The organism is Flavobacterium sp., from assembly GCF_052437795.1.
Taxonomy (GTDB): domain Bacteria; phylum Bacteroidota; class Bacteroidia; order Flavobacteriales; family Flavobacteriaceae; genus Flavobacterium.
This window is the reverse complement of sequence record NZ_JBQVPA010000004.1, coordinates 38,092-62,329: the sequence shown is the minus strand read 5'-3', so window position 1 is coordinate 62,329 and position 24,238 is coordinate 38,092. Positions and strand designations below refer to the sequence as shown.

At 46.2% G+C, this 24,238-nt stretch carries 20 protein-coding genes; 4 read left to right on the top strand and 16 right to left on the bottom strand.

The genetic code is table 11. The annotated features are described in order from the left end of the window. Positions 1 to 26: 26 nt before the first annotated feature. From ACT6R0_RS12970 to ACT6R0_RS12920, 11 genes are all read right to left on the bottom strand, one after another. A complete protein-coding gene (locus ACT6R0_RS12970) occupies positions 27 to 2,330 on the bottom strand; it encodes a choice-of-anchor L domain-containing protein (RefSeq protein ID WP_444654449.1) in 2,304 nt (767 codons plus the stop codon). Between the two features lie 19 nt (positions 2,331 to 2,349). Continuing rightward, positions 2,350 to 3,186, bottom strand: a complete 837-nt coding sequence (locus tag ACT6R0_RS12965) for an ABC transporter permease (RefSeq protein ID WP_444654451.1) — start codon at positions 3,184 to 3,186, stop codon at positions 2,350 to 2,352. Between the two features lie 7 nt (positions 3,187 to 3,193). Next, on the bottom strand, positions 3,194 to 4,099 hold the full coding sequence (locus ACT6R0_RS12960) for an ABC transporter ATP-binding protein (protein WP_444654453.1): 906 nt from the start codon (positions 4,097 to 4,099) through the stop codon (positions 3,194 to 3,196). A 165-nt stretch (positions 4,100 to 4,264) separates the two neighbouring features. Then, the gene (locus tag ACT6R0_RS12955) at positions 4,265 to 6,124 is read right to left on the bottom strand and encodes a hypothetical protein (protein WP_444654455.1); all 1,860 of its coding nucleotides are present in this window, start codon (positions 6,122 to 6,124) and stop codon (positions 4,265 to 4,267) included. Between the two features lie 235 nt (positions 6,125 to 6,359). After that, positions 6,360 to 7,418, bottom strand: coding sequence for a nucleoid-associated protein (locus tag ACT6R0_RS12950; RefSeq protein WP_444654457.1), 1,059 nt, complete (start codon positions 7,416 to 7,418; stop codon positions 6,360 to 6,362). Between the two features lie 124 nt (positions 7,419 to 7,542). After that, entirely contained in the window at positions 7,543 to 8,088 is a 546-nt protein-coding gene (locus tag ACT6R0_RS12945; protein ID WP_444654459.1) for an IS1096 element passenger TnpR family protein, read from the bottom strand. A 135-nt stretch (positions 8,089 to 8,223) separates the two neighbouring features. Continuing rightward, positions 8,224 to 8,625 (bottom strand): SMU1112c/YaeR family gloxylase I-like metalloprotein, encoded by a 402-nt coding sequence (gene gloA2 / locus ACT6R0_RS12940; RefSeq protein WP_444654520.1) that lies wholly within the window; start codon positions 8,623 to 8,625, stop codon positions 8,224 to 8,226. Then, the gene (locus ACT6R0_RS12935) at positions 8,625 to 8,999 is read right to left on the bottom strand and encodes a VOC family protein (protein WP_444654461.1); all 375 of its coding nucleotides are present in this window, start codon (positions 8,997 to 8,999) and stop codon (positions 8,625 to 8,627) included. Before ACT6R0_RS12935 ends, gloA2 begins: the two co-directional genes overlap by 1 nt. 57 nt (positions 9,000 to 9,056) lie before the next feature. Beyond that, positions 9,057 to 9,650: an HPP family protein gene (locus tag ACT6R0_RS12930; protein ID WP_444654463.1), complete on the bottom strand. Its 594-nt coding sequence runs from the start codon at positions 9,648 to 9,650 to the stop codon at positions 9,057 to 9,059. A 1-nt stretch (position 9,651) separates the two neighbouring features. After that, positions 9,652 to 10,923 carry a chloride channel protein gene (locus ACT6R0_RS12925; protein ID WP_444654464.1) on the bottom strand — a complete coding sequence of 424 codons (1,272 nt, stop codon included), beginning with the start codon at positions 10,921 to 10,923 and terminating at the stop codon, positions 9,652 to 9,654. Positions 10,924 to 11,000: 77 nt separating this feature from the next. Next, on the bottom strand, positions 11,001 to 12,218 hold the full coding sequence (locus ACT6R0_RS12920) for a hypothetical protein (protein WP_444654465.1): 1,218 nt from the start codon (positions 12,216 to 12,218) through the stop codon (positions 11,001 to 11,003). Between the two features lie 167 nt (positions 12,219 to 12,385). Here ACT6R0_RS12920 and ACT6R0_RS12915 point away from each other — a divergent pair, with 167 nt between their 5' ends. After that, the gene (locus ACT6R0_RS12915) at positions 12,386 to 14,539 is read left to right on the top strand and encodes a TonB-dependent receptor (protein WP_444654466.1); all 2,154 of its coding nucleotides are present in this window, start codon (positions 12,386 to 12,388) and stop codon (positions 14,537 to 14,539) included. 63 nt (positions 14,540 to 14,602) lie between these two features. Here ACT6R0_RS12915 and ACT6R0_RS12910 read toward each other — a convergent pair whose 3' ends face one another. The 5 genes from ACT6R0_RS12910 to ACT6R0_RS12890 form a co-directional block, all read right to left on the bottom strand. Continuing rightward, a complete protein-coding gene (locus ACT6R0_RS12910) occupies positions 14,603 to 15,475 on the bottom strand; it encodes a T9SS type A sorting domain-containing protein (RefSeq protein WP_444654468.1) in 873 nt (290 codons plus the stop codon). Positions 15,476 to 15,558: 83 nt separating this feature from the next. Further along, entirely contained in the window at positions 15,559 to 16,389 is an 831-nt protein-coding gene (locus ACT6R0_RS12905; RefSeq protein ID WP_444654469.1) for a helix-turn-helix domain-containing protein, read from the bottom strand. A gap of 30 nt (positions 16,390 to 16,419) precedes the next feature. Further along, complete coding sequence (locus ACT6R0_RS12900; protein ID WP_444654470.1) at positions 16,420 to 16,929, bottom strand: hypothetical protein; 510 nt, start codon at positions 16,927 to 16,929, stop codon at positions 16,420 to 16,422. Positions 16,930 to 16,938: 9 nt separating this feature from the next. Continuing rightward, on the bottom strand, positions 16,939 to 17,292 hold the full coding sequence (locus tag ACT6R0_RS12895) for a hypothetical protein (RefSeq protein WP_444654471.1): 354 nt from the start codon (positions 17,290 to 17,292) through the stop codon (positions 16,939 to 16,941). Between the two features lie 74 nt (positions 17,293 to 17,366). After that, positions 17,367 to 21,038, bottom strand: a complete 3,672-nt coding sequence (locus ACT6R0_RS12890; protein WP_444654473.1) for a CARDB domain-containing protein — start codon at positions 21,036 to 21,038, stop codon at positions 17,367 to 17,369. Positions 21,039 to 21,197: 159 nt separating this feature from the next. Between ACT6R0_RS12890 and ACT6R0_RS12885 the strand changes: the two genes are divergently transcribed. Genes ACT6R0_RS12885 through ACT6R0_RS12875 form a run of 3 tightly spaced genes read left to right on the top strand, consistent with a single transcriptional unit; the run spans position 21,198 to position 24,235 of the window. Beyond that, positions 21,198 to 21,398 (top strand): hypothetical protein, encoded by a 201-nt coding sequence (locus ACT6R0_RS12885; RefSeq protein WP_444654474.1) that lies wholly within the window; start codon positions 21,198 to 21,200, stop codon positions 21,396 to 21,398. Then, complete coding sequence (locus ACT6R0_RS12880; RefSeq protein ID WP_444654476.1) at positions 21,379 to 22,761, top strand: class I SAM-dependent methyltransferase; 1,383 nt, start codon at positions 21,379 to 21,381, stop codon at positions 22,759 to 22,761. Before ACT6R0_RS12885 ends, ACT6R0_RS12880 begins: the two co-directional genes overlap by 20 nt. A 1-nt stretch (position 22,762) precedes the next feature. Further along, the gene (locus ACT6R0_RS12875) at positions 22,763 to 24,235 is read left to right on the top strand and encodes a sulfatase-like hydrolase/transferase (protein ID WP_444654478.1); all 1,473 of its coding nucleotides are present in this window, start codon (positions 22,763 to 22,765) and stop codon (positions 24,233 to 24,235) included. The last annotated feature ends 3 nt before the right edge of the window (positions 24,236 to 24,238 follow it).

Genomic DNA, 24,238 nt, shown 5'->3' with positions numbered 1-24,238 from the left:
AGCAATTTTGGGCCAAAGTAAGAAATTTATCGCAACATCGAAAAATGGCCCCTCACTTTTTTGCCGTTCTCAAGCTCGATCACGAACCAATAGTCGGTAGAGGGCAGGGGAGTGCCATTATATGTACCGTCCCATCCCATTTCATAGCCTTTAAAGCCTGTAATGATCTTGCCATAGCGGTCAAATACGGTTACGAAAATGCCCGGGCGCTTGATGCTGTACGGTATCCTCCAGGTATCGTTGATGCCATCGCCGTTCGGGGTAAAGAATACAGGGTAGTCGAGTATGAAAACACTGTCTATGAAAAGCGGGCCACACCCATTAGCATCCCGTATAAAAATGACATACTCGCCTGAACCTAAATGGCGAAAAACGGGGCTTTCCTGCCAGTCGGTCCCGTTAATGGAATATTCATATGTGCCAATGCCTTCCGGCAGAATGGTAATGCTATTGTCATTGCCCGTAAATTCCCTTATGTCATATTCGGCCCCTGTTGCCCGCCCTGATGGGATGACGGTAAATGTCTTGCTGCCTTCGCATCCAAAAGGATTTGTTACGGTTACGGTATAATTACCCGGTCCGTCAACAGTAATGCTTCGTGTTGTTTGTACGGGATCTGTATCCCAGCTGTAGGAGTCGTACGCTCCTGGATCAAGGGTAACATTAGAGTAATTCTCACACAGCACGACTTCTTCATCGGCAAAGCCCTGCCCGAAGGAATGCACGATAAGGCGTACTTCGGCAATGCCGTAACAATCGCTGCCGCTGTTGATGCGGGCGTATATAGTTTGGTCTTCGGCAATGGTATTGCTAAAATTCGTTGGATCGGCAACCGGATTGGCAAAGGTTAGCACATCATTGTAAGTGGGGTAAAATTTTACCTGGAGTCCCGGTGGCAGGGCTGCCAGTATTTCTGCTTCAGCCGTGGTCAGGTCAAAGTGGAAGAACCCGTCATCTGTACCATCGGTATCGCACTCTTCGAGAGCTGTAGGGTTGGTTACAGTATTGTTTGAAACTGCCAGCTTTACTGTAGCAACACCGGTGCAATCGTATCGGTTGCGCAACAGTATGTATATATCCTGGCCCACTGCCGTGTTTTGAAAAGCGGTATAGTTCGCGATCGGGCTGGTAAGGTCGCCGGAAAGGTAATACACTTCGGCTGTCAGGTCCGGGTTGCCGGCAGTTATCAGCTGGGCAGCCTGTTCAAGGTTGTATATTGTCAGCCCATTGTTATCATCGTCGCACTGCACGAAAGTAAAGTTGCCAAAAGTCAGCGCCGGGGCATATTCAAGCCTTATCTCACCTGTCGTTATGCAGGTCGGGCCAAAGTTTACTTCCACGCCGTAATCATCGGCAGCGCTGCCATCGTGAACAACATTATAAGTCGCATTTGTAGCTCCTGCTATGGGGTTACCGTTCCTGGACCATTGCCAGCCGGTCGCGCCATTAATGTTAGCATCAAGTATAAAACTCTCCCCACTGCACAACGGATTGTTCGTGGCCAGTAGCCTGTCGGCGCCAATGTCAAGTGTAGCATTAAAGCTTCCTCCGCCAAGGAATATGGCCGAATCGTACAGGTTATTCCCCTGGTCGGCAATTACCAATTTTATGTGGTAGGTCTGGCCGGCTACAACATCCGACTCAGCGGTCAGGATCACAGTCTGGCCGTTGAAGTTTACCGGGGCATTGGCAGGGTTGAATTGGTCAAAGTATTGCTCATTTGCCGCAGGGCATACGCCTGTACCGCGTACTGTATTCACTTTTACCGGTATGTTGGTACCCGGCACTACAGCAAGGTTGATATAAGGGTCGGTAGTGTTCGCCTTTTTCAGTAAAAAGGCAAAGCCATCGGTATAATTGCACTGGTTTGGCGAGTTGATGCTGGTAAGGTATTGCTCGGACGCAAAAATATAGTCAAAGCTGATGTGGCTGGTAAAAGGCGTAAAGTCGAACTCAAGCACTGTGGCATTGATAGTGCTGCTTACACCCAGCGCCTGTTCCAGGTCCTGGTCGCCACCCCATGAAGTATTACCTTCACTAAGCAATGAGTTGTTCGGTCCCGGTGCCGATGCCGCAAAGCCGGTACTCAGGATGATGCCATTGGCGAACGGAAAGGAAGATGCCCCTGCCGTGAAATAGCCAAAGCTTGGCCCGCCGGCGCCGCCAGCCCAGCCGTTCACTACCACATTGGTAACCTGCGCGCAGGAATTGCTTACAAGCGCGTCGGCCAGCTGCTGTTCGGTATAATTATCGTTAACCTGTATGTTTTGTGCCGATGCCAAAGTGGCACCAAAAAGTAATGCGAATAAGTATGCGGATCGTTTCACCATAGCACCGGCAAAGATACTATTACAAATCCCTCTTTTTCAAAATTCTGTACGACATTAACATAAAGAATACGGTCCAGGCGGCAACAACAACGTATTCGTACCAATGGATGCCATAGATGTCATAAGTCGCATTACCGGAAACCTGAGCCTCGAGTGTTTTGTAGGCGCTTAGCCTTGACATAGGCTCCCATAGCAGGTTGCTCATCGATTCCATCGGGAGGAACTGTACCCATGTATGTTCCGAATCGAATTCACCTGTCGAAATACCGGTAAGGAGTTGTGCCAATTTTTCCAAAAGGTACCATACCGCAACAAATCCAAGTGCAAATGCCGACCTTTTTATCAATATCCCAACAAAAAGGCAGAAGGAGAAGAAGGCCATAAGCTTGAGGAAGAAACCGGCAACATATTCCAGCTCGCTGAAAACTATCGACGCTTCATCATACGATGAGAACCCGTAGCCCAGCATAAGCGACATCAGGAATACGAAAACCGTTGAGGCAAGCGAAAAAGCAAATACCATAAGGAATTTCGATCGTATGAATTCTTCCTTACTAAGGCCGTCGATAAGGTTTTGCTTCAATGTGCCGTAGGTATATTCATTGGCCATCATAGAAACAATGACTACCGCCAGGAACATTTTACCCAAAGCGGCAATGAACGTATTTAGGTGCCAGATATAGGGGAAGTTGAATATCCCCATATTGGCCAAATGGAATTCTACGCCAAAGAGCGTGAATTTGATCGATGCGATAAGTGCTATGAAAGACAAAAGGATAAAGTAAGAAAGTATAAGTATCCTGCTGGCACGGTTGCTCCACAATTTTTGGAACTCTATTGATAAAAGGCGTTTCATGGTACGGTTAGTTTGATGGTTGGTTAGCGGTTAGCTGCAGGAACTGCTCTTCGAGTGTATGGGTCCTTTTTACAAGATGGCTCAATGTTATCCCTTTGTCGAACAGGTAGCGATTGAGCTCGGCAGCTTCCAATGGTGCGGAAAGGTAAGCAGTAAGCCTCCCTTCGTTGTCTTCAACTTTTTCTACCGACGGATGATCATGCATCAGCCTGAGAAGTTCAGCATGGTTATCGGCCTGTAGCTCGAAGAAGCCCTCGTTGCTGAGCATACCATGCACGGTGCCGGCATACAGCATCACGCCGTGGCGCAACACTACTACATGGCTGCATACTTTTTCTACTTCGTCCAACAGGTGCGATGCCAGGAGGATCGTAGTGCCCTTTGATGCTATCAGCTTAATGATGTCGCGTATCTGGCGGATACCCTGGGGGTCCAGGCCGTTCGTAGGTTCGTCGAGTATCAGTATTTCCGGGTCGTTTAGCAGGGCAGAGGCGATGGCAAGGCGCTGTTTCATACCTAATGAAAAAGTTTTGAACTTGCTGTCCTTCCTTTCCCAAAGACCGACCAACGTTAGCTTTTCCTCTATCTTATCATAAGGCGTGCCTTTGATCTTGCATACCAGCTTCAGGTTGTCGTAGGCCGACATGTAAGGATAAAAGTTGGGGCGTTCTATAATAGCGCCTACCTTCTTCAGGGCCTCGTGGGTTTTGAGCTGCCCCCCGAACCAGCTGTAAGAGCCGGAAGTTTTGTTCACTACATTGAGGATGATGCCCAGCGTGGTCGATTTTCCACTGCCGTTCGGGCCAAGTATGCCATATACATTCCCTTTTTTAATCTCAAAGGACACATTGTTTACCGCGTGTACCTTACCAAACCTTTTGTCAAGGTTATTGATGGTTAAAATGGTTTCCAAAATAATTGATTTATCGGTTGTACAAGTATGACGAACAGGTAAATGTTTTGTTACCGGAAATGTGGAAAAAGATTTTTAGATGAGGGAATAATAGATTATAGATAACAGATAATAAATTCATCAACCATAACCATCAATAGTCAATAATTAATATCAACCATCAAATTACTGGTAAGGTACGACCACGGGCTTGCCGACCTGGAAATCCGGCAGGGCAATATCGGTGTTCTTGAAGGTATTGCTTTTGAAGAGGCTGTCCCCTTCGCCCGGTATGCTTGGGAAGTAGGCAAACGATATTTGGAAGCTGTTGAATACGAGGTAGTCATTTACAATAAGCAGCCCGAGCCCTACCTTGCTATATACCTTGCTTTCGTAAAGTTTGTTCTGCTCATCGCCAATGACACCAAGGGTTACATTGGCAAACGGGTTAAGGCGGAAACCGAACAGGTTCCACGGGGAGTAGCCTTGTGTCTGTAATGTTAGCATCGCTTTTTTCGTGCCCAGTAGCGTACGGCTGTTAAAGCCCAGGATACCGCTATCGCCGTTTAGGTTCAACTGGTCGGTAATGATGGGAAAACGGTTGTCGCCAAGCACGATCACCGGCTTTATGAAGTGGCGAAACTGCCATCGCCCCCAGTCCTTAATGTCTGTAAAATACAGGCCCTCAATACGCAGGGTAGTCTGGTCGGTACGATTTTCGTGAAAGAAGGATCCCAATTCCACATTGGCACTGAGGAACCCCCAGTCGTAATAGTTACCAAACGCATAGCGTCCGCCAACGTACATGCGCCGCTCCCGGTTCTTGTCCTGCATACCGGCTGTTAGGGAGTACACTTTACCTATTGGGATATCTTCTACGATATCGTAATTGAAAAGGAATTTATCCTGCACGAATTTTCGTGACGTGATACCTACGCTCGCCAGGTACAGCTTTTCGCCTGAGTAGTAGCCAATAGAGTCGAACGCTACCGAGGGGTGTTCTTTATAATGCTGGTTGAAGAACCGCCCGGTGGTAACCAGCCTTGTAGTTCGCTCCTCTTCGGTGTCGCCTTTATATATTTTCCAGGAATAGCCCGCCCAGTAATCCTGCGCGTCTGACCGGTAGTTTTGCATCGACCATTCCTGGTTGGCATCGGGCAGGGAATCCCGCACGAGCCGCGATTCAAAATATACACCGCCCGCCCACTTTGTATATGCCGAAAAAAAGTTGCGCTGCACACCTATGCTTTTCAAAGAGTTATCACTCTTCCATATTTGGTAGTTTATCGTGGTATTGATGTAGGTATTCATGATATTGGGTATCGTGTACCTTGCCAGATAGCCTGTTTCGCCATTATCGAACCGTTTATCGAATTCATTGCGGAATTCGTGCCCAAGCCCAAAGAAGTTACGTTCGGTAAGCTCCATCGACGTGCTCGAGCTTGAAGCCGAACCGTTAGGGATAAGGCTCCAGGAGTCCAGCACCCGGATATCTACATCTACCGAATCCTTGCTGCCGGGTACGGCAACGGGGCGTATCACGACCCTGCGCACATACCGCTGGCTACGGATAAGGCGCTCTGATTCCTGTACGAGCAGGGAGTCCATAGGCTGGTTGCGTTTAAATAGCAGCAGGTTCTTTACGGTAAGTAATTTGGTTTTAAGGTGTATGCCATTGCCGAATTTTTCCAGCCAGGCATCGGGCTTTTGCGTGGTGTCGTTGATGGAGTATCCAAACGGGTCGTATGTTTCGACGTTTATGTTGCGCACGATCTTGCCTTCATACCTACTGTAATTAACAGTCATTTCCGGGGCTTTGTCCTTGGTTTTCCTGCGGCGCTGTGAAAGCTGCTGTTTTTTAACGGGCTTAAAAATGAGTTTATGTACGAATTTTGTAAACTTTTTTCGTTTCGAAAAGTCCTCCAGCTTTTTGTACATTTGGTCCTGCTTTTCCTTCACCGTGTCTTTTTGTACAGGGATCTGCGCCGCCACAGGGGCAACGGCGATGAATGCGAGCAGCAGCAGCAGTTTAAATTTTAAGGCCATTCCTGTTAAAGCGAAATATTGGTGGAAAATTAGGAAATATAAACCTAACAAAAACCTAAAATAAGCGTAACACCGCTATTTTACGAAGGATTTAACAGCAATAGAAATTAGGGAGAAGTTTATTTGGTGATGGGTTTATTTGCTGATCTCCTGATGCATTAGATCTAGAGACTAAGATCACATACAATTAAGTATGTAAGCTATCAACAATTAAACCCATCAACAAATAAACAAATTAAGCTTTCTGCTCTTTATTAAAATACACAAGGTAATAGTACATCTGCTTTTCCTCGTCCCAGCCTTTTTCCACGAATTTTTCCGCGCTCTCCGGATTGATGAAGTCAAGCTTTATCTGGATGTTAGTATCCAGGTTTATCACATTCTTCATCTTCCTGCGGGCATCGCTCACTGCGGCATTGGCAATAGGGAATGAGGTAACGTCCTCAATACTGTACTTAGGCGCTTTTTCTTCTTTGTAGTTTTTAAATTCAGGTATGAGGTCGGGGTTGTCCAGTACCTCGTTCAGGAAGCTCGTCTCTTCAAAATCATCGTTCTTGGCAAAGTAATTTACCGAACGGTTCATGAACATCACCTCTTCTTTTTTATCCTCGGCAGGAAGTACTACGTCTTTGGCAAAGTCCTGGCAGAATTTAAGGTATTTCTTAGTGATGAAGTTCTCGTCCTGGAATGCGTCCACAGAAAGGAAATGCTCCAGCCAGTAACGCGCGTCATAGCGGTTGCTGTCGATGGTCAGGATCTTGTAGCCTTCTTCTTTTTTATAGTTAAAGATGATACAGCCTTTGTCAAGCTTGTTCAGGTTGATCCCCTGCTGCAGCATGATCTCCAGGTTGCTCCCCCTTTCCTCGAATTGCAGGAAGTCGGTCTTTATCTCACTCTTAAAAATACCTATGGCATCTACAGGATTGTTATCAATGGTTAGGTGGGTAAAATAGGCCACATATACCTCTCCATTCTTAATATGCGGATGGTTCGACTGCTCGAACAGGTGTTTCGTTATCTTTTTAGAAACTTCATGGGCCGTGGAAGGGTTCGCAAAAACTTCCGATGCGAAATTGTACATATCGTGGTAGTCCAAATGCACATCGTGCGCGAACTGGAAATAGTTCTCTTCCTTATCGCGGAACGGTTTGAAGAAATATTCCTTAAGCAGCGGAACGATCTCGTCATTTAGCCCATAAGGCTGTTCTGATAAAAATAGGGCCTCGTTGCGGCTCTTGTTGCCTACGCGGTGTACCGACAGGCTCTCAATGTGTGTGTTGAACAGGTTGATCATTTTTTGAAAAGTGTGCTTAGTTCTTAGTGGCTGAGGTCCTTAGGTTTTAGCGATAGAACCAAACCCAAGAACCTCAGTCATTATATTGTTTTGTAAAAATTTAAGGTATAGATAAGCCTTCGGCTTAGTTCCAATTCTGGTCATCAAATTCCCTGCCGCCTACGTTGTAGTCATCGTCGAACATATCAAGGTCCTCCTCATCGTAGTCATCGTCAAATTCCCCATAAAGGTCATCTTCAGCCCCGTCGGCCCCAAAAGCCATATCGGGTGCGTTGGCAGGCATTTCGCCATGCGAAAATAACAGGTCTGGATAGGCGATACCGGCCTCAGGTTCCTCAATTGCGGCAAGTTCAACAAAGAATGTCCACATATTAAGGAAGTCGTAAACGTATATTATCTTGTTGTTCTCTTCATCCAGCGTGCTGCCCAATATATAGTCGGCCATCGTCTTTTGCTCGCCCGGGGTATCACCGGTGTCAAACAAGGGTATCTCCTCATCCTGAGTCCATTCGTCATCACACGTATAGAATGAAGCGATCTCCAGCCCGTCAAAGCCAAATGCGTTCACAATGGCATTGTGCAGGTCTTCCAGCGTATCTTCGTCAAGTATGGCAATGTCCCTGAAAATATCCTCTTCCGTGTCCAGTATTACCCTAAATTTATAAACCATAGCTTTCAGTTTTTATAAGGTCCAAAGGTAAGATTAAAAACTCCAAATTTCAAATTGCAAATTTCAAATAAGCTCCAAATACCAACTTTTGAATTCGAAACTTATGAGGTAGAGAAGTTTGTGATCTGTGATTTTTTAGTTGTGATCTTCTTCCTCATAGAACTCTATAGGCAGTCCATCGGGATCACTGATGAAGGTAAACCTCCTGCCGGTAAATTCATCAATGCGCACAGGTTCACTTACAATGTTGTTTTGATCGAGGTAAGCGACAGTACTGTCCATGTCGGGCACTGCAAATGCCAGATGCCTCAATCCCGCAGCCTCCGGTCGCGATGTCCTTTTGGGCGGATCGGGGAATGAGAAAAGCTCTATCGAATAAATACCGTTAAGGGCGAGGTCCAGCTTATAGGATCGCCGCTCCTCACGGTAATTTTCGGCAATGATGGCAAAGCCCAGTATGCGGGTGTAAAAATCTTTGGAAACCTCATAGTCTGAGCAGATGATGGCGATATGGTGTATGGCAGAAATCCTGAGCATCATTCGCCCTGCGTTATCCACCACTGGTTGCCGAAGGGATCTTCAAACCCTGCCGAATAGCCGTAATCTTTTTTCTCCGGCTTTTGCAGCGATGTGCCTCCCTGTTCGATGGCGGCATTATAAACACGCTCAAGATCTTCAACAAAAAGGAACATCCCCGCGGTTTTTTGCTGCCAGTTTCCGGTACTTCCGGCAAACATGATCACTGCTTCGTGGATCTTTATTTCGCCGTGCATAATGCCTCGCCCCCCATCGCCCGGAACGATCATCTGCTCAGTAGCATTGAACACTTTTTTAGCATATTCAAGAAATTCTATCGCCTTATCCAATATAAGGTAAGGCATTACAGGAAGATAATTGGATGGTATTTTCATGGCTTGTTGTTTTGATAAAAATACAACATATACCGCATGTCGATCGTTTCGCAATGCCTAAAATTTTATCGACTTCCTGAACCTCTTAAACTTATGTACAGCATACGCCGATGGGTACTGCCTGTTCTTCGTCATGTTGTTAAAGATAAGCGCGGCCGCCAAAAGTATCATCGCGCCGGCAAGTACAGGTGTCAGCACGTACAGATAACCCATGGCCTTTATCTCGGGCGATGCTGTAACAGCGATAAGTGCCGTTGCCCCGCCGGGAGGGTGGAGGGTTTTGGTGATCTGCATTGCGATAATGGATAATGAAACGGCCAGTGGGGCGGCGATCCAAACGATGTCAGGCACCAGCTTTTGGATGGTTACCCCAATTAATGCTGATATTACGTGGCCGCCAATGAGATTTCTAGGCTGTGCTAAAGGGCTTTGGATCACACCATAAACCAATACGCACGATGCACCGAACGAGCCGATGAGGAAAATGACATCCTGCTCCGGAAGTGCTTTATACTGGATAAAAGCAATGGCACCCAGCCCTGCGAACGATCCCAGGAATGCCCAAAAATGCTCTTTAAAGTCTACTAGCGTTTCTTTGTAAACAACGTACCGTGCCTTGCGGTAAGTGCGCTTTATTTTTTGTACCGGCATGTTATTGCTTATTGGCCGAAAGGCTGTAAACCGTATATGGATAAATGGCCTGCGCCGTGTATTTAGAAATAAGGCACACAATGAGCACCGGCAGGAAGAGCGTGTAATCGCCTACCAGTCCACAGATGAGGAACAGCGCCGTAAATGGCGCATGAATGCTTGCGCTAAGCATGGCAGCCATGCCTATTACCATAAAGTTGATGGGGATAACGCCAGCGTCAAACCAGGTGTTGAGGGCAGCTGCCGTGAAAAGTCCCAGGAATGCCCCTATGAATAAGCTGGGTGCAAACACCCCGCCATCGCCGCCTGCTGAGAGTGTAACCGATGTAATGACCGGCTTTAAAAGCAATATGCCCAAAAAGATAAGGGTACCGGAAAGTGTCAGTACCGCTGTATTTGCCGTGCGTATACTTTCGCGGATGGCATGGTAGCCGTCGCCGTACAGTTGGGGGAGTATGAAGATCAGGCCGCTGATAATGGCCGCCCCGGCAAGAATGCGGTAATAGTGGCTTGCAATTTTTTGCGACTGCTTTTTAAAGAACATTACGCATTTGGTCATATAAACCGCGTTTAGCCCACAGAGCACTCCCAACAGCACGAACCACGGTGCAGCATTGATATGCCATTGTGTAATGTTGATGGCGAACAGCGGCTTTTCGTTTATAACCAATATGAAGGCATAGGCTATGGCAGCGGCCAGCAGGTTGGTAAGCAAAAACACTTTACTGACTTTTTTAGATATCACTTCATAAGCAAAAAGCAGCCCGGCAAATGGTGTGCAAAACAGTGCCGTAATGCCTGCTGTAACACCGGCGCAAACCAGTTCGGATCTGTATTTTTTGAGGAATTTTTCTTTTTCCTGTGCCAGGGAACCGATCGCCGCTGACGATACCACGGTAGATACCTCAATACCGGTGCTTCCGCCAAAGCTCACGGTAATGAGCCCGTTGATGAAATGTGATGGTATCTTATACGATGGAAGCCCTTTGCCCGTGGCGGTGCTTTCAAATACTTCCTTTATTCCTTTGTTCTCCTTGTTTTTAAACAGGTACCGCCTCAGGATATAAATGAGCGACAGCCCGAAAAGAGGGAACAGCAGGATATATACCATGTTGTTTTGCGACTGGGCGAACAGCGCCTCTTCGTAATGGTCGGTCATCTTCTTGAGCGACACCGCCAGGAAGGCAGCAAGGAAGCCGATAACGAGCGACGCTATGATAAGTTTTTGGTATTTGAGTACAGAATAGAATTTTCTGATGGAATAGCTAGACATTGCGATACATAAAAGTGAATATCGCAAAGGTAGTATCCAAATCCCTTATTTTAAGGAAAGTGATGCTAAATATGATGTTAAAATATCCTGTAAGCCGCTATTACCCCGATCGAAGAATATTCCGATCCCCAATACGACCTGTTCACAATAATCTCCCTTTTTGCATTGTAGCGCACCTCGAGGCTATACCTGTCATAGCTGAAACCGCCACCGATCACAAAATTTGAGGCTTTCGAAGGTTCGGCTTTCAACAAGACATCAGGCGCGTGTCCGCCATCATAATTAAAGCTGGCCGAATTATCACCTACGGTCAGAACCGTTGCGTAGGCTGCATTGATAAAGATCCTGGATCTGTCATTAAGGTACATGTAATGCCTTATGCCAATGGGTATCTCTATAAAGCTATAGCTGATCTCCCAATGCTGCGTCAATGGCGCAAATGCTGTTGTGCCGGTGTTTTTATAGCTTTGGTAATTTGGGTTAGCGAAGAGTGACCATTTCCTGTTGTTAAAAGGGAAAATGAGTTCTGCCTCAAGCCCGGCGGCAAAAATGGCCTTACCGTCAAATGCCATAGTATTTTCCCCATTGGAAAATTCCCGCTTAATGCTGGCACTGGCCATATTCCCGCCAGCGGTGATTTTTACATTGAATTGCGTTTTATTTTGGTTGACGGTATAGTCTGTAGCCTGATCTTCCTGTTGGCCATTATATTCCAAAAATAATTTTGTCAATGCATCCTTATCATACCTCAGGTTGGTAAAGCGTTTTTGGTCGTTCAGCTTCATTCTCATGATCTCATACAACTGTCCGCGAAAAGTGTTGTTGTAACCAATAGAGGGATGCACTTTATAAGGTTTATAGACAAGTTGCTGCGTTGTGCCATTTGCCGTAACAAAAAAACGTACAATGTTCCCTTTTGTATATTCATATAGCGTTGCGTCCCCTTCTACCAAAACTTTAAGGAATATGGTCCCTTTGATCCATTCCGGCTCTTTCTTCAGGCTCATGTATCCAATGTCATTCGACGAAAGGTCCACATCGCCTGTAAACCTCTCAAATTTATAAGCATTGGCAACACTAAATTCCGAAACATCTTTTATCAGGCCTATTTGCGTTGGCGCTGCTTCGCCTGTTTTATACTCAAAGTCTACGGGCGAATCCTTCCATGCGATATTCCTTATCAGGCATTCGGTCCTGTTGCCATTGTTGTCGATAAAATATCCGGGCTGGAATGTATTTTGAGCAAAGGCTGCAGTCAAGGCAAATAAGGCAAGGAGAGATAAAAGCTGTTTCATTTTGTGTTTATTGGTTCCTGCGAAAATAAATGTTTTCAGGATAGTTTGGTACTGCCTTACAAGTTTTTCTTTGCAACAACTCATCCCCCAAAAACTGCAATTCGGTAAGCTTTTTTATGAATACCGGTTTTTCCACCGCAACTTTGACCCATCAAACCAACCAAGCGATGAAACCGATAATTACATTCTTATTTCTTTTAGCCGGACTGGCGCTTCAGGCGCAAACCAAAATTTCGGGTACAGTAGTTAACGAAAAGGGACAGCCTGTAGCGGCAGCCAATATTTACATTGACGGAACTTATGATGGCGCCACTACCTCTGAAGAGGGGACCTTCTCTTTCGAGACTGCCGAAACCGGTGCCCAGGTGCTGGTCATTACATATCTTACCATGGAAGAGTTAAGGGTTGACATCGTGGTAGAAGCTTACCAGCCTAAGACATTTGCAATGAAAGATAATGTAAATACGCTGGATACGGTTATAATTTCTGCCGGAACGTTCAGCGCAGGCGATACCAGCAAGATAAATGCTTTGAAACCTTTGGACATCGTGACTACAGCGGGTGCGGCAGGCGATATCGTAGGCGCTCTCAATACATTGCCTGGTACACAAACGGTAGGGGAGAGCGGAAGGCTTTTCGTTCGGGGAGGCGAAAGCGACGAAACCCAAACCTTTGTCGACGGTATCCGTGTGGCACAGCCGTATGGAGCAACAGCCAATAACATCCCCACACGCGGTCGTTTCTCACCCTTCCTCTTCAGCGGGATGACATTTTCCACAGGAGGGTATTCGGCAGAATTTGGCGAGGCGCTATCTAGCGTGCTGTTGCTGAATACCATCGAAGAGCCTGCACAGGAACAAACCGACATTGCCTTGATGACCGTTGGCCTTGGCCTTGGCAATACACAAAAATGGGAAAAGAGCTCACTTAGCTTTAACGCCGCTTACACCGATCTGGCGCCATACCAATGGGCTGTGCCGCAAAATGTAAGCTGGAACAAGCCTTACCGTTCGCTTGCAGGCGAAACGGTATACCGTTACAAGTTCGAAAGCGGTATGCTCAAGGTATATGCGGCTTTTGACCATGCCACCTTTAGCATCGACCAGGAAGATATCAATATGCCTGCGCCTGTGCGTGTAGATATGAAGAATGATAATTTTTACACCAATGCATCCTACAAAGGAATGTTCGGTACGCAATGGACGATACATACAGGTCTTGCCTACGGATACAGCCACAATGGTATTATGCTTGGCGCGAACGAAGTGACCAATGGCGAACACAGCTCGCACATGAAGATGAAGCTGAGCAAGAAATTCAGCAACAGGGTGAGGCTTACTTTTGGGGGCGATCACTTCATTACCGATCTTAATGAAGATTACAGCCAGCCCGATGGTTTTGCATTCAACAGCGGCTACAATAATTCAATTAGTGCCGGTTATGCCGAGGTCGATCTTACCCTGTCCAAAAATTTTGCGCTAAAGGCAGGAGTAAGGAGCTCGCATGCATCGATCCTTGGTAAAACAACATTCGAGCCGCGTACTGCACTGGCTTATAAAGTGAGCAACAAAAGCCAGTTCTCGCTTGCTTATGGCGATTTTTACCAAACGCCTAAAGCCGACTATTTAAAGTATTTCCGTGACTTTGACTTTGAGAAAACGGCGCACTATATCTTCAACTATATGTACAATGCCGAGGGGCGTACCTTTCGTGCAGAGCTGTATCATAAAGAATATGACAACCTCGTGAAATTTGATACGCAAAATGTGCAGTTCGATACGCAGTTCAGCAATAAAGGTAATGGCTATGCCAGGGGGCTTGACCTGCTGTGGAGGGATAATAAAACGATCAAATTCATGGAGTACTGGATCTCTTACTCTTACATTGACACTAAAAGGAATTACAGGAATTACGAGACCAGCGTGACACCGGGTTATGTAGCCGATCATAACTTTTCAATCGTAGGCAAGTATTTCATTACCGGCCTCAGGTCACAGCTAGGGGTGACACATACCTTCAACTCGGGCAGGCCGTATGACAACCCGAACGAAGCCGCATTCATGAACGGCAAGACCAAAAGCTACAACAACCTTAGCCTGAGCTGGGCCTACCTGGTAACCGACCAAAAGATACTCTACCTGTCGGTATCCAATGTATTGGGAACAGACAATGTGTTTGGTTACACCTATGCTAACAATCCGGGTGCCAACGGCATGTACGCCAGGCAGGCCGTGAGGCAGGCAGCGGACAGGTTCATCTTCGTAGGCTTCTTCTGGACCATCAGCAATGATAAGAAAGCGAACCAGTTGGATAAGCTGTAATAAAAAACGCAGGACTTTTACATCCTGCGCAGGCAACAATAATTTGAGTTAGTTTTTTGGGAATTATTGCTTTATTATTTTTGAAGCGGTAACCTCCTTGCCATCATCGAGCCTCAGCAGGTAAATGCCCTGCTGCAGGCCGCTGATGTTTATGGGGGCATTGCCATAATGCTGCGAAAGAATCTTTTTACCCGTAGCATCGAACAGTTCCGCATGGCCGTCGAAACCGGAAATACTAATAATGTCGCTGGCAGGGTTAGGGTATACTTTTATGGTATTGTTTTCAAAGTTTTCATCACCCATTGTTTCAACAAGCACGAGGTTGTCAATGGTTAGTATGGATGATACGTTGAGGTCGGCTGCCATGAATTGGACCGGTCCAGGTACCCTAACGTTAGCCGAAGGGTTAAGCACGATCCTCACTGTATCAGGAATTGCATCAGACGTATAGGTTACAGGACAATGGAATGCTGTATAATTGTTTACCGCTCCAAGCAATATACGGCCTGTCCCGATAGTATCATTTTGGGAAAGAGCGGCATTCCACTTTGTGAGGTAAACGGCTATTTCGGCTTCATCATTTATATACCCTATGGTATTGCTGAAAATAAGCTCGTCGGTATAAGTATAGTAGCCGGTTAATGCTTCCGGACGCGAAGTGATCGGGACCGTCTGTACCGCCATGTCTTTATCAAACCCATACCAAACAGAAAGCCTCAGTGCATACTCCCCGTGCTGCGAAGTAGTTATGGGCAGGTTTTGAAACGGAAAATCAAACTCTTCGCTCATGGGGTCACCGTTAGTGCGTATCCAGCCCACGGGTTTGTTGGGCATATCCGTTATCGGGTTTTGCCAGTTCTCGAAACTGCTGTTCTGCAATTGGGCATTCGCCAAAAAGGGCAGCGAAAGCATTGTAAGCTGTAAAAGTTTTTTCATAGCGTGATATTTTATGGTTGACCGTAAAATTACATCCGGCTAATGAGATACCGGTTATGAAAAAACCGTAAAGGCTTATGGATCTACAGTATGGACGCCTGTAGTTCAGATGGGGTGAAGCCGGTTCGCGTCTTGATGAACCCACTGAAATTGGCCTGGCTGTCGAAGTTCAGCTCGAACGCTATTTCTTTTAAAGAAAGGCTGCCGAGTGCTATAAGGCGGCGTATTTCCAGCAATACCTCTTCGTGGATGAGCTCCAGCGCGGTTTTGCCGAGCGACGTTTTACAGGCAAGGTTAAGTTTATCGGCAGAGCAGCCCAGGATGTCGCAGTATTCGGATACTTTTTTACGGCTGCGAATATTTTGCGGCAGCAGCGAAAGGAATTGCGATGCGGTATTGCTGGTGTGCGGCCCATTGTGTTCCTCCCTCAGCTCGGTCAGCGTGATGAGGATGATCTGCAGGTAGCTATAGGCTTTATGAATGGAAAGCGCCGAAAGTTCCTCCTGCTGCAGCAATGCCATCATGCGTTTGGTGATGCTGTACAGGTGCGCAAAGGTTTCGGCATCGGGAACAAAGGCCGGGTCGCGAAAGTACAGCATGTAGTGCTTCATGGGGTGGATGTACTCAAAGATGTCCTTACGGAACTGGATGAGCAGCCCCGTAGCCGACTGCCGTTCCATCAGGTGTACCTGCCCCGGGTAAACCGTATAAAGCCTTCCGGGCGAAATGTCGTACTGCGTAAAGTCGATCTGCTGGGTGCCGGTACCACCGTTCACCAGTATGATCTCAAAGTAATCGTGGCGGTGCGGCCGATGATAGTCGTAGGGGTTGGGGTAGTCCAAAGGCTCAATGACCAGCAGCCTGCCGGGATGAGGCAGCGGGATGTTATTGATGTGTATTCCTTCGGGCTTCATGAAGTGATAACAGCTGTATGAGGTTTTTCCCTAATTTACAGTTCCGGATGGCGGAGAAATTGGCAATTCTATATATTGAAGATCACCGAAATCCACATTTTTATCAATAGGCTCGAAATTAAAACGCTTTGCAAATTCGGTAAACTTCACAGCAAGCGGGAACAGCTTTTCGGAGTTACTTACGCTAAAGGCATAGACCGATCGTTCCTTCCCGTCTTTGATAGTATAAAATTTAATGGCGACCCCATCTTTCGCTTTTGGGGCTTCAGGGCTCTTTTCATAGGCCGTAAAGTCAACTTTGCCCGTTAGCGCAATAATACTGTCCTTGTCAGATGCCGTTGCTAAAGCATAAAAGTTCTTCTTTAATAAGCCTTGCCGCTTCTGCATGTACACGGTGTCACCTGATGTGAATTTTATGGAGAAGTTGTTCTGGCTGTCGGTAAAGGAATATACGAATGCATCGAATGGGGCATCGGTAGTTTCTTTTTTCGAGCAGGCAGTTAGAACGATAAGTAAGGCTAAGATGTAGTATTGTTTCATTTTAAATAATTAAGGCCTTATAAAGACGATCTCTTTTTTTTCCGTTACCAGAATGAGCTCTTCATCTGTAAGTTTTATAATTTCGCTTTCAAACACGGCGGAACTTTCAGGCATGATAATACTTACCGAGAGTTTCCTGCCAATGCGGTCCAACTTGTAAGTGCCTGAATAATGTTCTATGCGCTTTCCGTCCACGAACATCTCGGTCAGTACTGAGTCGTTTTTAAAGAAAGTAGTTTTCTCACTAAATTCTTCCCCCGGAAAAGGGGCAAGATCGCGCATCTTCCAGCTGCCCGACAGGGCATCGGGGTTGTAGGGTTTGCTGCATCCTGTCAGCGTTAATATTGCAAATAGCAATGTCATTTTTTTTACCATAATTTATTTAGGTACGAGTGCAGTTCTATCTGAGATCTGCACTCCGGGATCTGAAATTAAGATCACTTAGTCACATACACCCAGCCCACAATAGGTTCCGGGAAGCCGGGCTCGTTGAGTTCCAGAACGAAATAGTAGGTACCTACGGGAACGGTCGTGCCTTCGGGACCTACTTTTTCCTCGGTGGCAATGGCATTCCAATCTTCTTTGTTGTGGTCGCCGGTCCAGACCAGATTGCCCCATCGGTTGTAGATGGTCATTTTAAAGTTAAGGAACACATTTCTAAGCCCCTCCACGAAGAATTTGTCGTTATAGCCGTCATCATTCGGGGTTACGTAATTGTAGGTGATGGGCGGGCATTTTTTGGTCTTCAGAAGGAACGAAGCCGTGGTATGGCAGGTACCGTTGAACAGTCGTACGTAAATGCGCTGCGGGTTCTCAGTCGTCACGAACTGCGTGGTATTGTAAATGCGGTCGATGTCCTGATCGGCGTTCTGCTGGGTAAGGTAGAAGGTTACCGTTTCATCGGGGTAGTTTTTCAGCGTTTCGGCATACGATGAAAAGTCGAACGTTGCCAGCCCAAAGCCTTTGTCACACAGTTCGATGTCAGCAGGTTGTTGCATTACAGGCGATAACACCAGGTTGGTAGGCTGCGTAAAGCTGTTGTTGGTTTCATTGGCCTCCACGATAGTACCGGTGCCGTCGCCGGTATCATCGACAACAAAGGTCAGGTCGAAGTCCAACGGTATCCCTATCGGGATCGTGAGCAGGATGAAATTGCTTTCGCTTTCGCCAATGGCAATATCTTCAAGCGTTTCGGTATAATCCAGGAATTGGCCATTCACGTAAATGCTTACCGGTGTGCCCGCAGGCAGTATGTCAGCACTGCCCGTGTTGTGCACCGTATAATGCACATGGAGAATGCGCGAGTTGCACTGCTTGTAAATATCGTCTATAGTTACGGTAGCATCGGGGAAGTAGCAGTCTACCGCTGTTAGCGTGAACGATGCGGTGTCAAAACAACCGTTTACGTCCTCAAGGCGCACATATATTTCCTGCGCTAATCCTGTTGATATATAGGCATCAGGAGCCTGGATGTCGTTGTCGCCGTTGTTGGCATCGTCCTGCGAAGTATGGAAGGTAACCACATCGGCAGGGTTATTTTTCAGGCTGGTAAGGTAGGCTGAAAAATCAAATTGCCCTACGCCTGAGTTGTTGAACGTCTCACAGGCGGTAATGTCTGCCGGTTCCAGTAATATGGGCGATACCCAAAGGTTCACCGGACGGGTATACGAGTTGTTGGTCTCGATGATCTCTACCACAGCGCCTGTTCCGGTACCGTTATCGTCGACCACTAAAATAAGGTTGAAGCTGAGCGGTATAGAACCTGGGATGTTGAGGGTGATCGTACCATTTTCAGTACCGTCAATAGGGATATTGGCTGTTGTTACGGTAGTTGCAAGCAAAGTTGTATTTGCATAAATAGCTACCTGCGTACCCCCAGGCAATAGGTCGAAACTATTAGGGTTGCCCACGGTATAGTTTACCGTAATTGACCGTGAGTCGCAGGTTTGGGCAATATTGGTCACTTGTATCACTCCGTCAGGAAAATAACAATCGATGATAAGCAGGCGGAACGAGCCGGTGTCAAAACATCCGTTCGCATCGGTAAGGCGAACAAAGATCTCGGTATTGTGCGCGGCGATATAGGCTTCAGGGTTATCTATTCCTGCTGTGTTATTAATGGCATCATTTTGTGTAGGGTGGAAGGTGACCACATCGGTAGGGTTATCCTTAAGCGATTGCAGGTAGGCCGAAAAATCAAATTCGCCCACTCCCGACCCGTTGAAGGTCTCGCAGCCGGTAATGTTGGGTATCATTGGCAAAACCGGAGATGTCCAAAGTGTTACGGACTCGATATCAGTATTGTTGTTCTCATTGATCTCGTCGACCTGGTTGTTATGGTCTACGCGCAGTGTAAGATTAAAGCTGAGCGGTATAGCCGCGGGGATCGTTACCGTGATCGTGCCGGGTTGGCTTCCCCCAACGGGAATGTCGGCGGTTGTGGTGGTCACTCCCAAAAAGATGTTGTTGGCATAGATGGCTATAGTAGTCCCCATAGGAAGTATGTCGACACTGTTGATGTTGGTAACTGTAAATTGCACGGTAATGGTCCTGGAGTCGCAGGATCGTATTATGTTATCGATAACCACTCGGGCATCGGGAAACTGGCAGTCGTCGACAAAAACAAGGAACGAGCCATAGCCTACGCATCCTTCGGCAGTCTGCACACGTACCCATATTTCTGTAGGCGATGTGGTAATAGGGTACGAAGTAAGGTTGGTGATGTTGCCCGTATTGTTTTGCGCGGCCAGTAAAGTCGGGAAAAAAGTCACCACATCCGTTGGGTTCTCCTTTAGCGATTGTTGATATTCCGAAAAATCCACCACGCCTGTACCGGGAGCGGAAGGGTCTTCGCAAATGGTAATGTCGGCAGGATCTGGTGTGGGGATGACCCAAAGCGACTCGTTTACAGTAAAGCTGTTATTGGTTTCATCGGTTTCGGTAACGCTGCTGTTGTGGTCTACTATAAGCATCAGCTCAAAATCGGGCGGCACGCTATTGGGCACTGTAATGTTTATGGTACCGCTTTCGCTTCCGCCAATAGGCAATTCGGTAGTGGTCACTGCTGTTGCCACGAGGCTGCCGTTAATGTAAAATCCAACAGTTGTTCCTGCCGGCAGCGGGTCGGTACTGTTCACATTCCTTACGGTATAATCTACGTTGATAACGCGTGAGCCACAGGTTTTAGCGACATCGTCGACTACAACGGTCGCATCGGGCAGTTGGCTGTTCAGCTTGGTTACAATTGCGTTGACCATTACAAAATCCTGCCCTGATGTCAAAGCGATCTCAGCCGACTGGTCGCCAATGGCAATATTGTTCTGGATGTCATAAATGTCAAGGTCCATGTTGTATAACGTAGTAGAGCCTGTAACACTATTGGTGCCATTAAATGCATTATTGGGAGGGTTTAGGGCATTGCTCAGTATGTTGCCGTTGATGGTAAGGGTCTCATTCACGGCAAGCGATGAATCGCCCTCCCATGCCAGGAAGCCAATTTTTGCACCAATGTTATCTATAACGTTAAGGCTGGGCAATGTTATGTTAATAGAGGTAGGCACATACTGCATACCGTCATACAGGTTAAGCTGGTTGAGCGGCAGGGCAGGGTTTTCGTAAAAAACAATGATGGCCCATCCGCCAAAGTTGGTCTTGTTGGTACAATATAGCGGGTCTGATATCCAAGCGGTAAGGTCCAGGTCGGATACGGTATAGGTACCGTTGCCCGTCGCCTGTACCTGCGCGGTCACATCGGCAAAGGCACTGAAAAAGGCTCTGGTATTTCCGTCGGTATTTACTGCATTAAGCGGAAAGGTTCGCTGCTGGGTTATGGGTTGCCCGTTGAGCTTTATATCGAGATCACCCGTTCCGGACCCTGCCCAATAAAGATAAGCCCCAATGATGTTGTCGCCGGAATTGAGGTTTAGAGTAGCCGATGATGAGGTATTTATGGTACAGGCAGGGGTGGGATTGTTCTCAGCAGGATTGAGCGTATTGCCTACAAAAGTAAAGTCATACCGGCCATTGAACTGTTGGTACAGTCCGATGTTCTGTCCAAACGAACTATACACTATTAACGCTAATAGTAAGGTTAGTAATTTTTGTTTCACGGCAATTTCTCTTTTTTTTGCTTAAAATTAACAATTATTTGCTAAAGGCAAACTTTTTAACTAAAACAACACCTATTAATAATTTCCATTTATAAAAACGCCCAATGTTCAGGGGCAACCGATAATTTTTCTACTTTTACCCCTTACAAAAAAAATGTTATGAGCATACTACCATTATACTTTGACCCCGGCACCGGCGCACTTGTAGCGCAGGCCGTAGCCGCTGTTGGCGCGGGAGTGCTTCTTTTCTATAAGAGGATCAAGTACGGCATACAGTCTTTTTTCGGGAAAAAGCACGATGACGGACTGATGGGCGATATCGACATTGAAGAGAAAAAAGATGACGCAGACAGCAAATAGGCATGCCTCATCCTTCAGGGATCCTTCGGGATTTATGCTGGTTAAGGATGGTGAGCTTTTACGGCAGGTGGATCCCATTTATTTTGAGCAATACAATTCGCTTAAAGAAAGCGGCTTTTACAAAAAAATGTTTGATGCACGGCTGCTGGTCCGGCATCAGGAGGTTTCCGCTTCCGGTGACGCGATACTTTTAAAGCCTGAGGTTGTCCCTTTTTTTTCCTATCCGTATGAGTGGAGTTTCAGCCAGTATAAGCATGCGGCGCTCCATACGCTCAAATTGCAGAAATACTGCCTGCAAAACGGCTATACGCTTAAAGACGCTACTGCCTTCAATATCACTTTCCATAAAGGGAAACCTGTTTTTGTAGACAGCCTTTCGTTTGATAAATACAACGAGGGCGAACCCTGGAGGGCTTACAAACAGTTCCTTACTCATTTTTTGGCGCCGTTGGCCCTGGCTAAATACTACGGCAACGACATGTTGAAACTTCTCCAGCAATACATCGACGGCATACCGTTGGAAAAGGCGGCAAAGCTCCTGCCTTTTTCAGCAAAGCTCAACCCACTGCTGTATACCAACATTTTCCTGACGGCAAAGTATGATGCCAAATTCAGCAACGAAGCTCCGGGCAAGAGCAAGGCAATACACCTTTCGAAACAGGCGCAGGAAAAGATACTCGACTCTTTATACAGCTATATCAACGGGCTGGAACTAAAGGAGAATACCGAATGGAAGGATTACTATTCGATTACCAATTATGACGCTGAGGCTTTTGAGTATAAAAAGAAGCTGGTGCGTAAATGGTACCAGTCTGTAAATGCAAAAAAAGCGGTAGACCTTGGTGGCAATGATGGTACTTTTTCACGTGAACTGAAGGATATTGCGGATGAGCTTTTGGTAGCCGACATCGATCCGAATGCGGTGAACCATAACTACCTCCAGGTCCTCAAAAATAAAGAAACCAATATCGTGCCGTTGGTCAGCGACCTGCTGAACCCCGCGCCGGGCATTGGATTTAATAACGCCGAGCGTTCGTCACTCCAGGAACGCATCAGGAAGAACGATTACGATGTGTCATTGGCATTGGCGCTGATCCACCATATATCGCTTTCGGGAAATGTGCCATTTGCTATGTCGGCCGAGATGTTCGCTTCGCTTACGCCTTACATCATCATCGAGTTCCCGGACAGGGGTGACTCCTGGGTAGATTTCCTGTTGAAGAGCAAAATGGAGTTCCTGAACCATTTTGACTACTATAACAAAGAGAATTTTGAAAAGGATTATACCGTATTTTTCGATGTTATCGAAAAGGAGCAGATACCTAATACTGAAAGGACAATGTATCTCCTAAAAAGAAAGTAGCATGCTTGATAAACTGCGCAACAGGCTTTTGGCTTTCATAGGATCGGATAAGGATACACCATTGCTGGCCGGTTTTGCTGTTGGGCTTTACATGATGCTGTTTTACTATTCCAAAAACTTTGCCCTTGCCAATTCGTGGCAGCAACTGTTGTTTTTTACCGGGTACTATTTGCTACTCCCTGCGGCTACACTTTTTATCGTGCAAAAAGTAATGGGAATTTTAAAATTATTCGCGTACAGAAGGCATTTCTTATTTACGGGTACAGCGCTTTTTTTTGTATTTTTCTTTCTTCAGCTTATAAATGATACTTTTCCGTTTATTTTATTTTCAGTTATTGCATTTGGTGTGGCAATACTGTCGATATGGCTGAAAAATTATTACAAAGCGTTTATACCCCTGCTGCTGATAATGTGTGTTTTCAATATAAAGCCCCTTGCCGGCGTAGCTTATAAAAGCATTGTGGCTTCTGATGAATGGAAAAAGCTGCCGGATGATATTGAGTCAGTACATTTTTTGACCAAACCCAATGTTTATTACATTCAACCCGATGGTTACACCAGCTTCCGTAACTTCAGGGAAAACCCTAATTGCCTTTTTGATAATGATGAATATGTTCGTTTCCTGAAAGCAACAGGTTTCACACTTTATGATGACTACCGTTCAAATTATGTGTCTACCCTGCTTTCCAATTCAGCGACCTTTGCCATGAAGCACCATTACATTGCGATGGATGTTGAAGCCTACGGCGCGCGCAGGATCATTACAGAAAGCAATCCTGTGCTGAGGATATTCAAAAACAATGGTTACAAAACATCTTTTATAACTGAAAAGGCCTATTTGGTAATGAACCGTCCGCAAGGGGGTTATGATTATTGCAATATAACCAATAATGAGCTTCCTTACATTAAAGACGGCCTGGATACCGACAGGGACATTTTTACCGACCTTAAAACACAAGTGGCAAAAAACACGGTGTCAGGAAATTTTTATTTCATCGAAAAATTCCAGCCTACTCATATCACCAATTCCAAAGGAAATTCAACAGGCATTGAAGGCGAAAAAAAGATCTATATGCAGGGTGTACGTTCGGCAAATAAGTGGCTTGAACAGGTTATAAGTTTTATAAATCGTAATGACGCCCATGCCATTATCATTATCGGGGCCGATCATGGTGGCTACACTGGGCTTTCATGTACTGCTGACAGTACAACGAAAATTACTGACCCCGGGCTTGTAAAGTCCATATTTGGTGCCCAGCTTGCGATAAAATGGGGAAATCCAGAATATATAAAATATGATAGCGGGCTTCGATCGGGGGTTAACCTGTTCCGAACCTTATTTTCTTTTTTAGCAAAAGATAAAAAGTATCTCCAGCATACAGAAGAGAATGGCAGTTATATAAAGCTTCATAATCCTGCAGGAGTATATAGGTACATTGATGATAAAGGGAACACTGTATTTGAAAAGCCATAAATA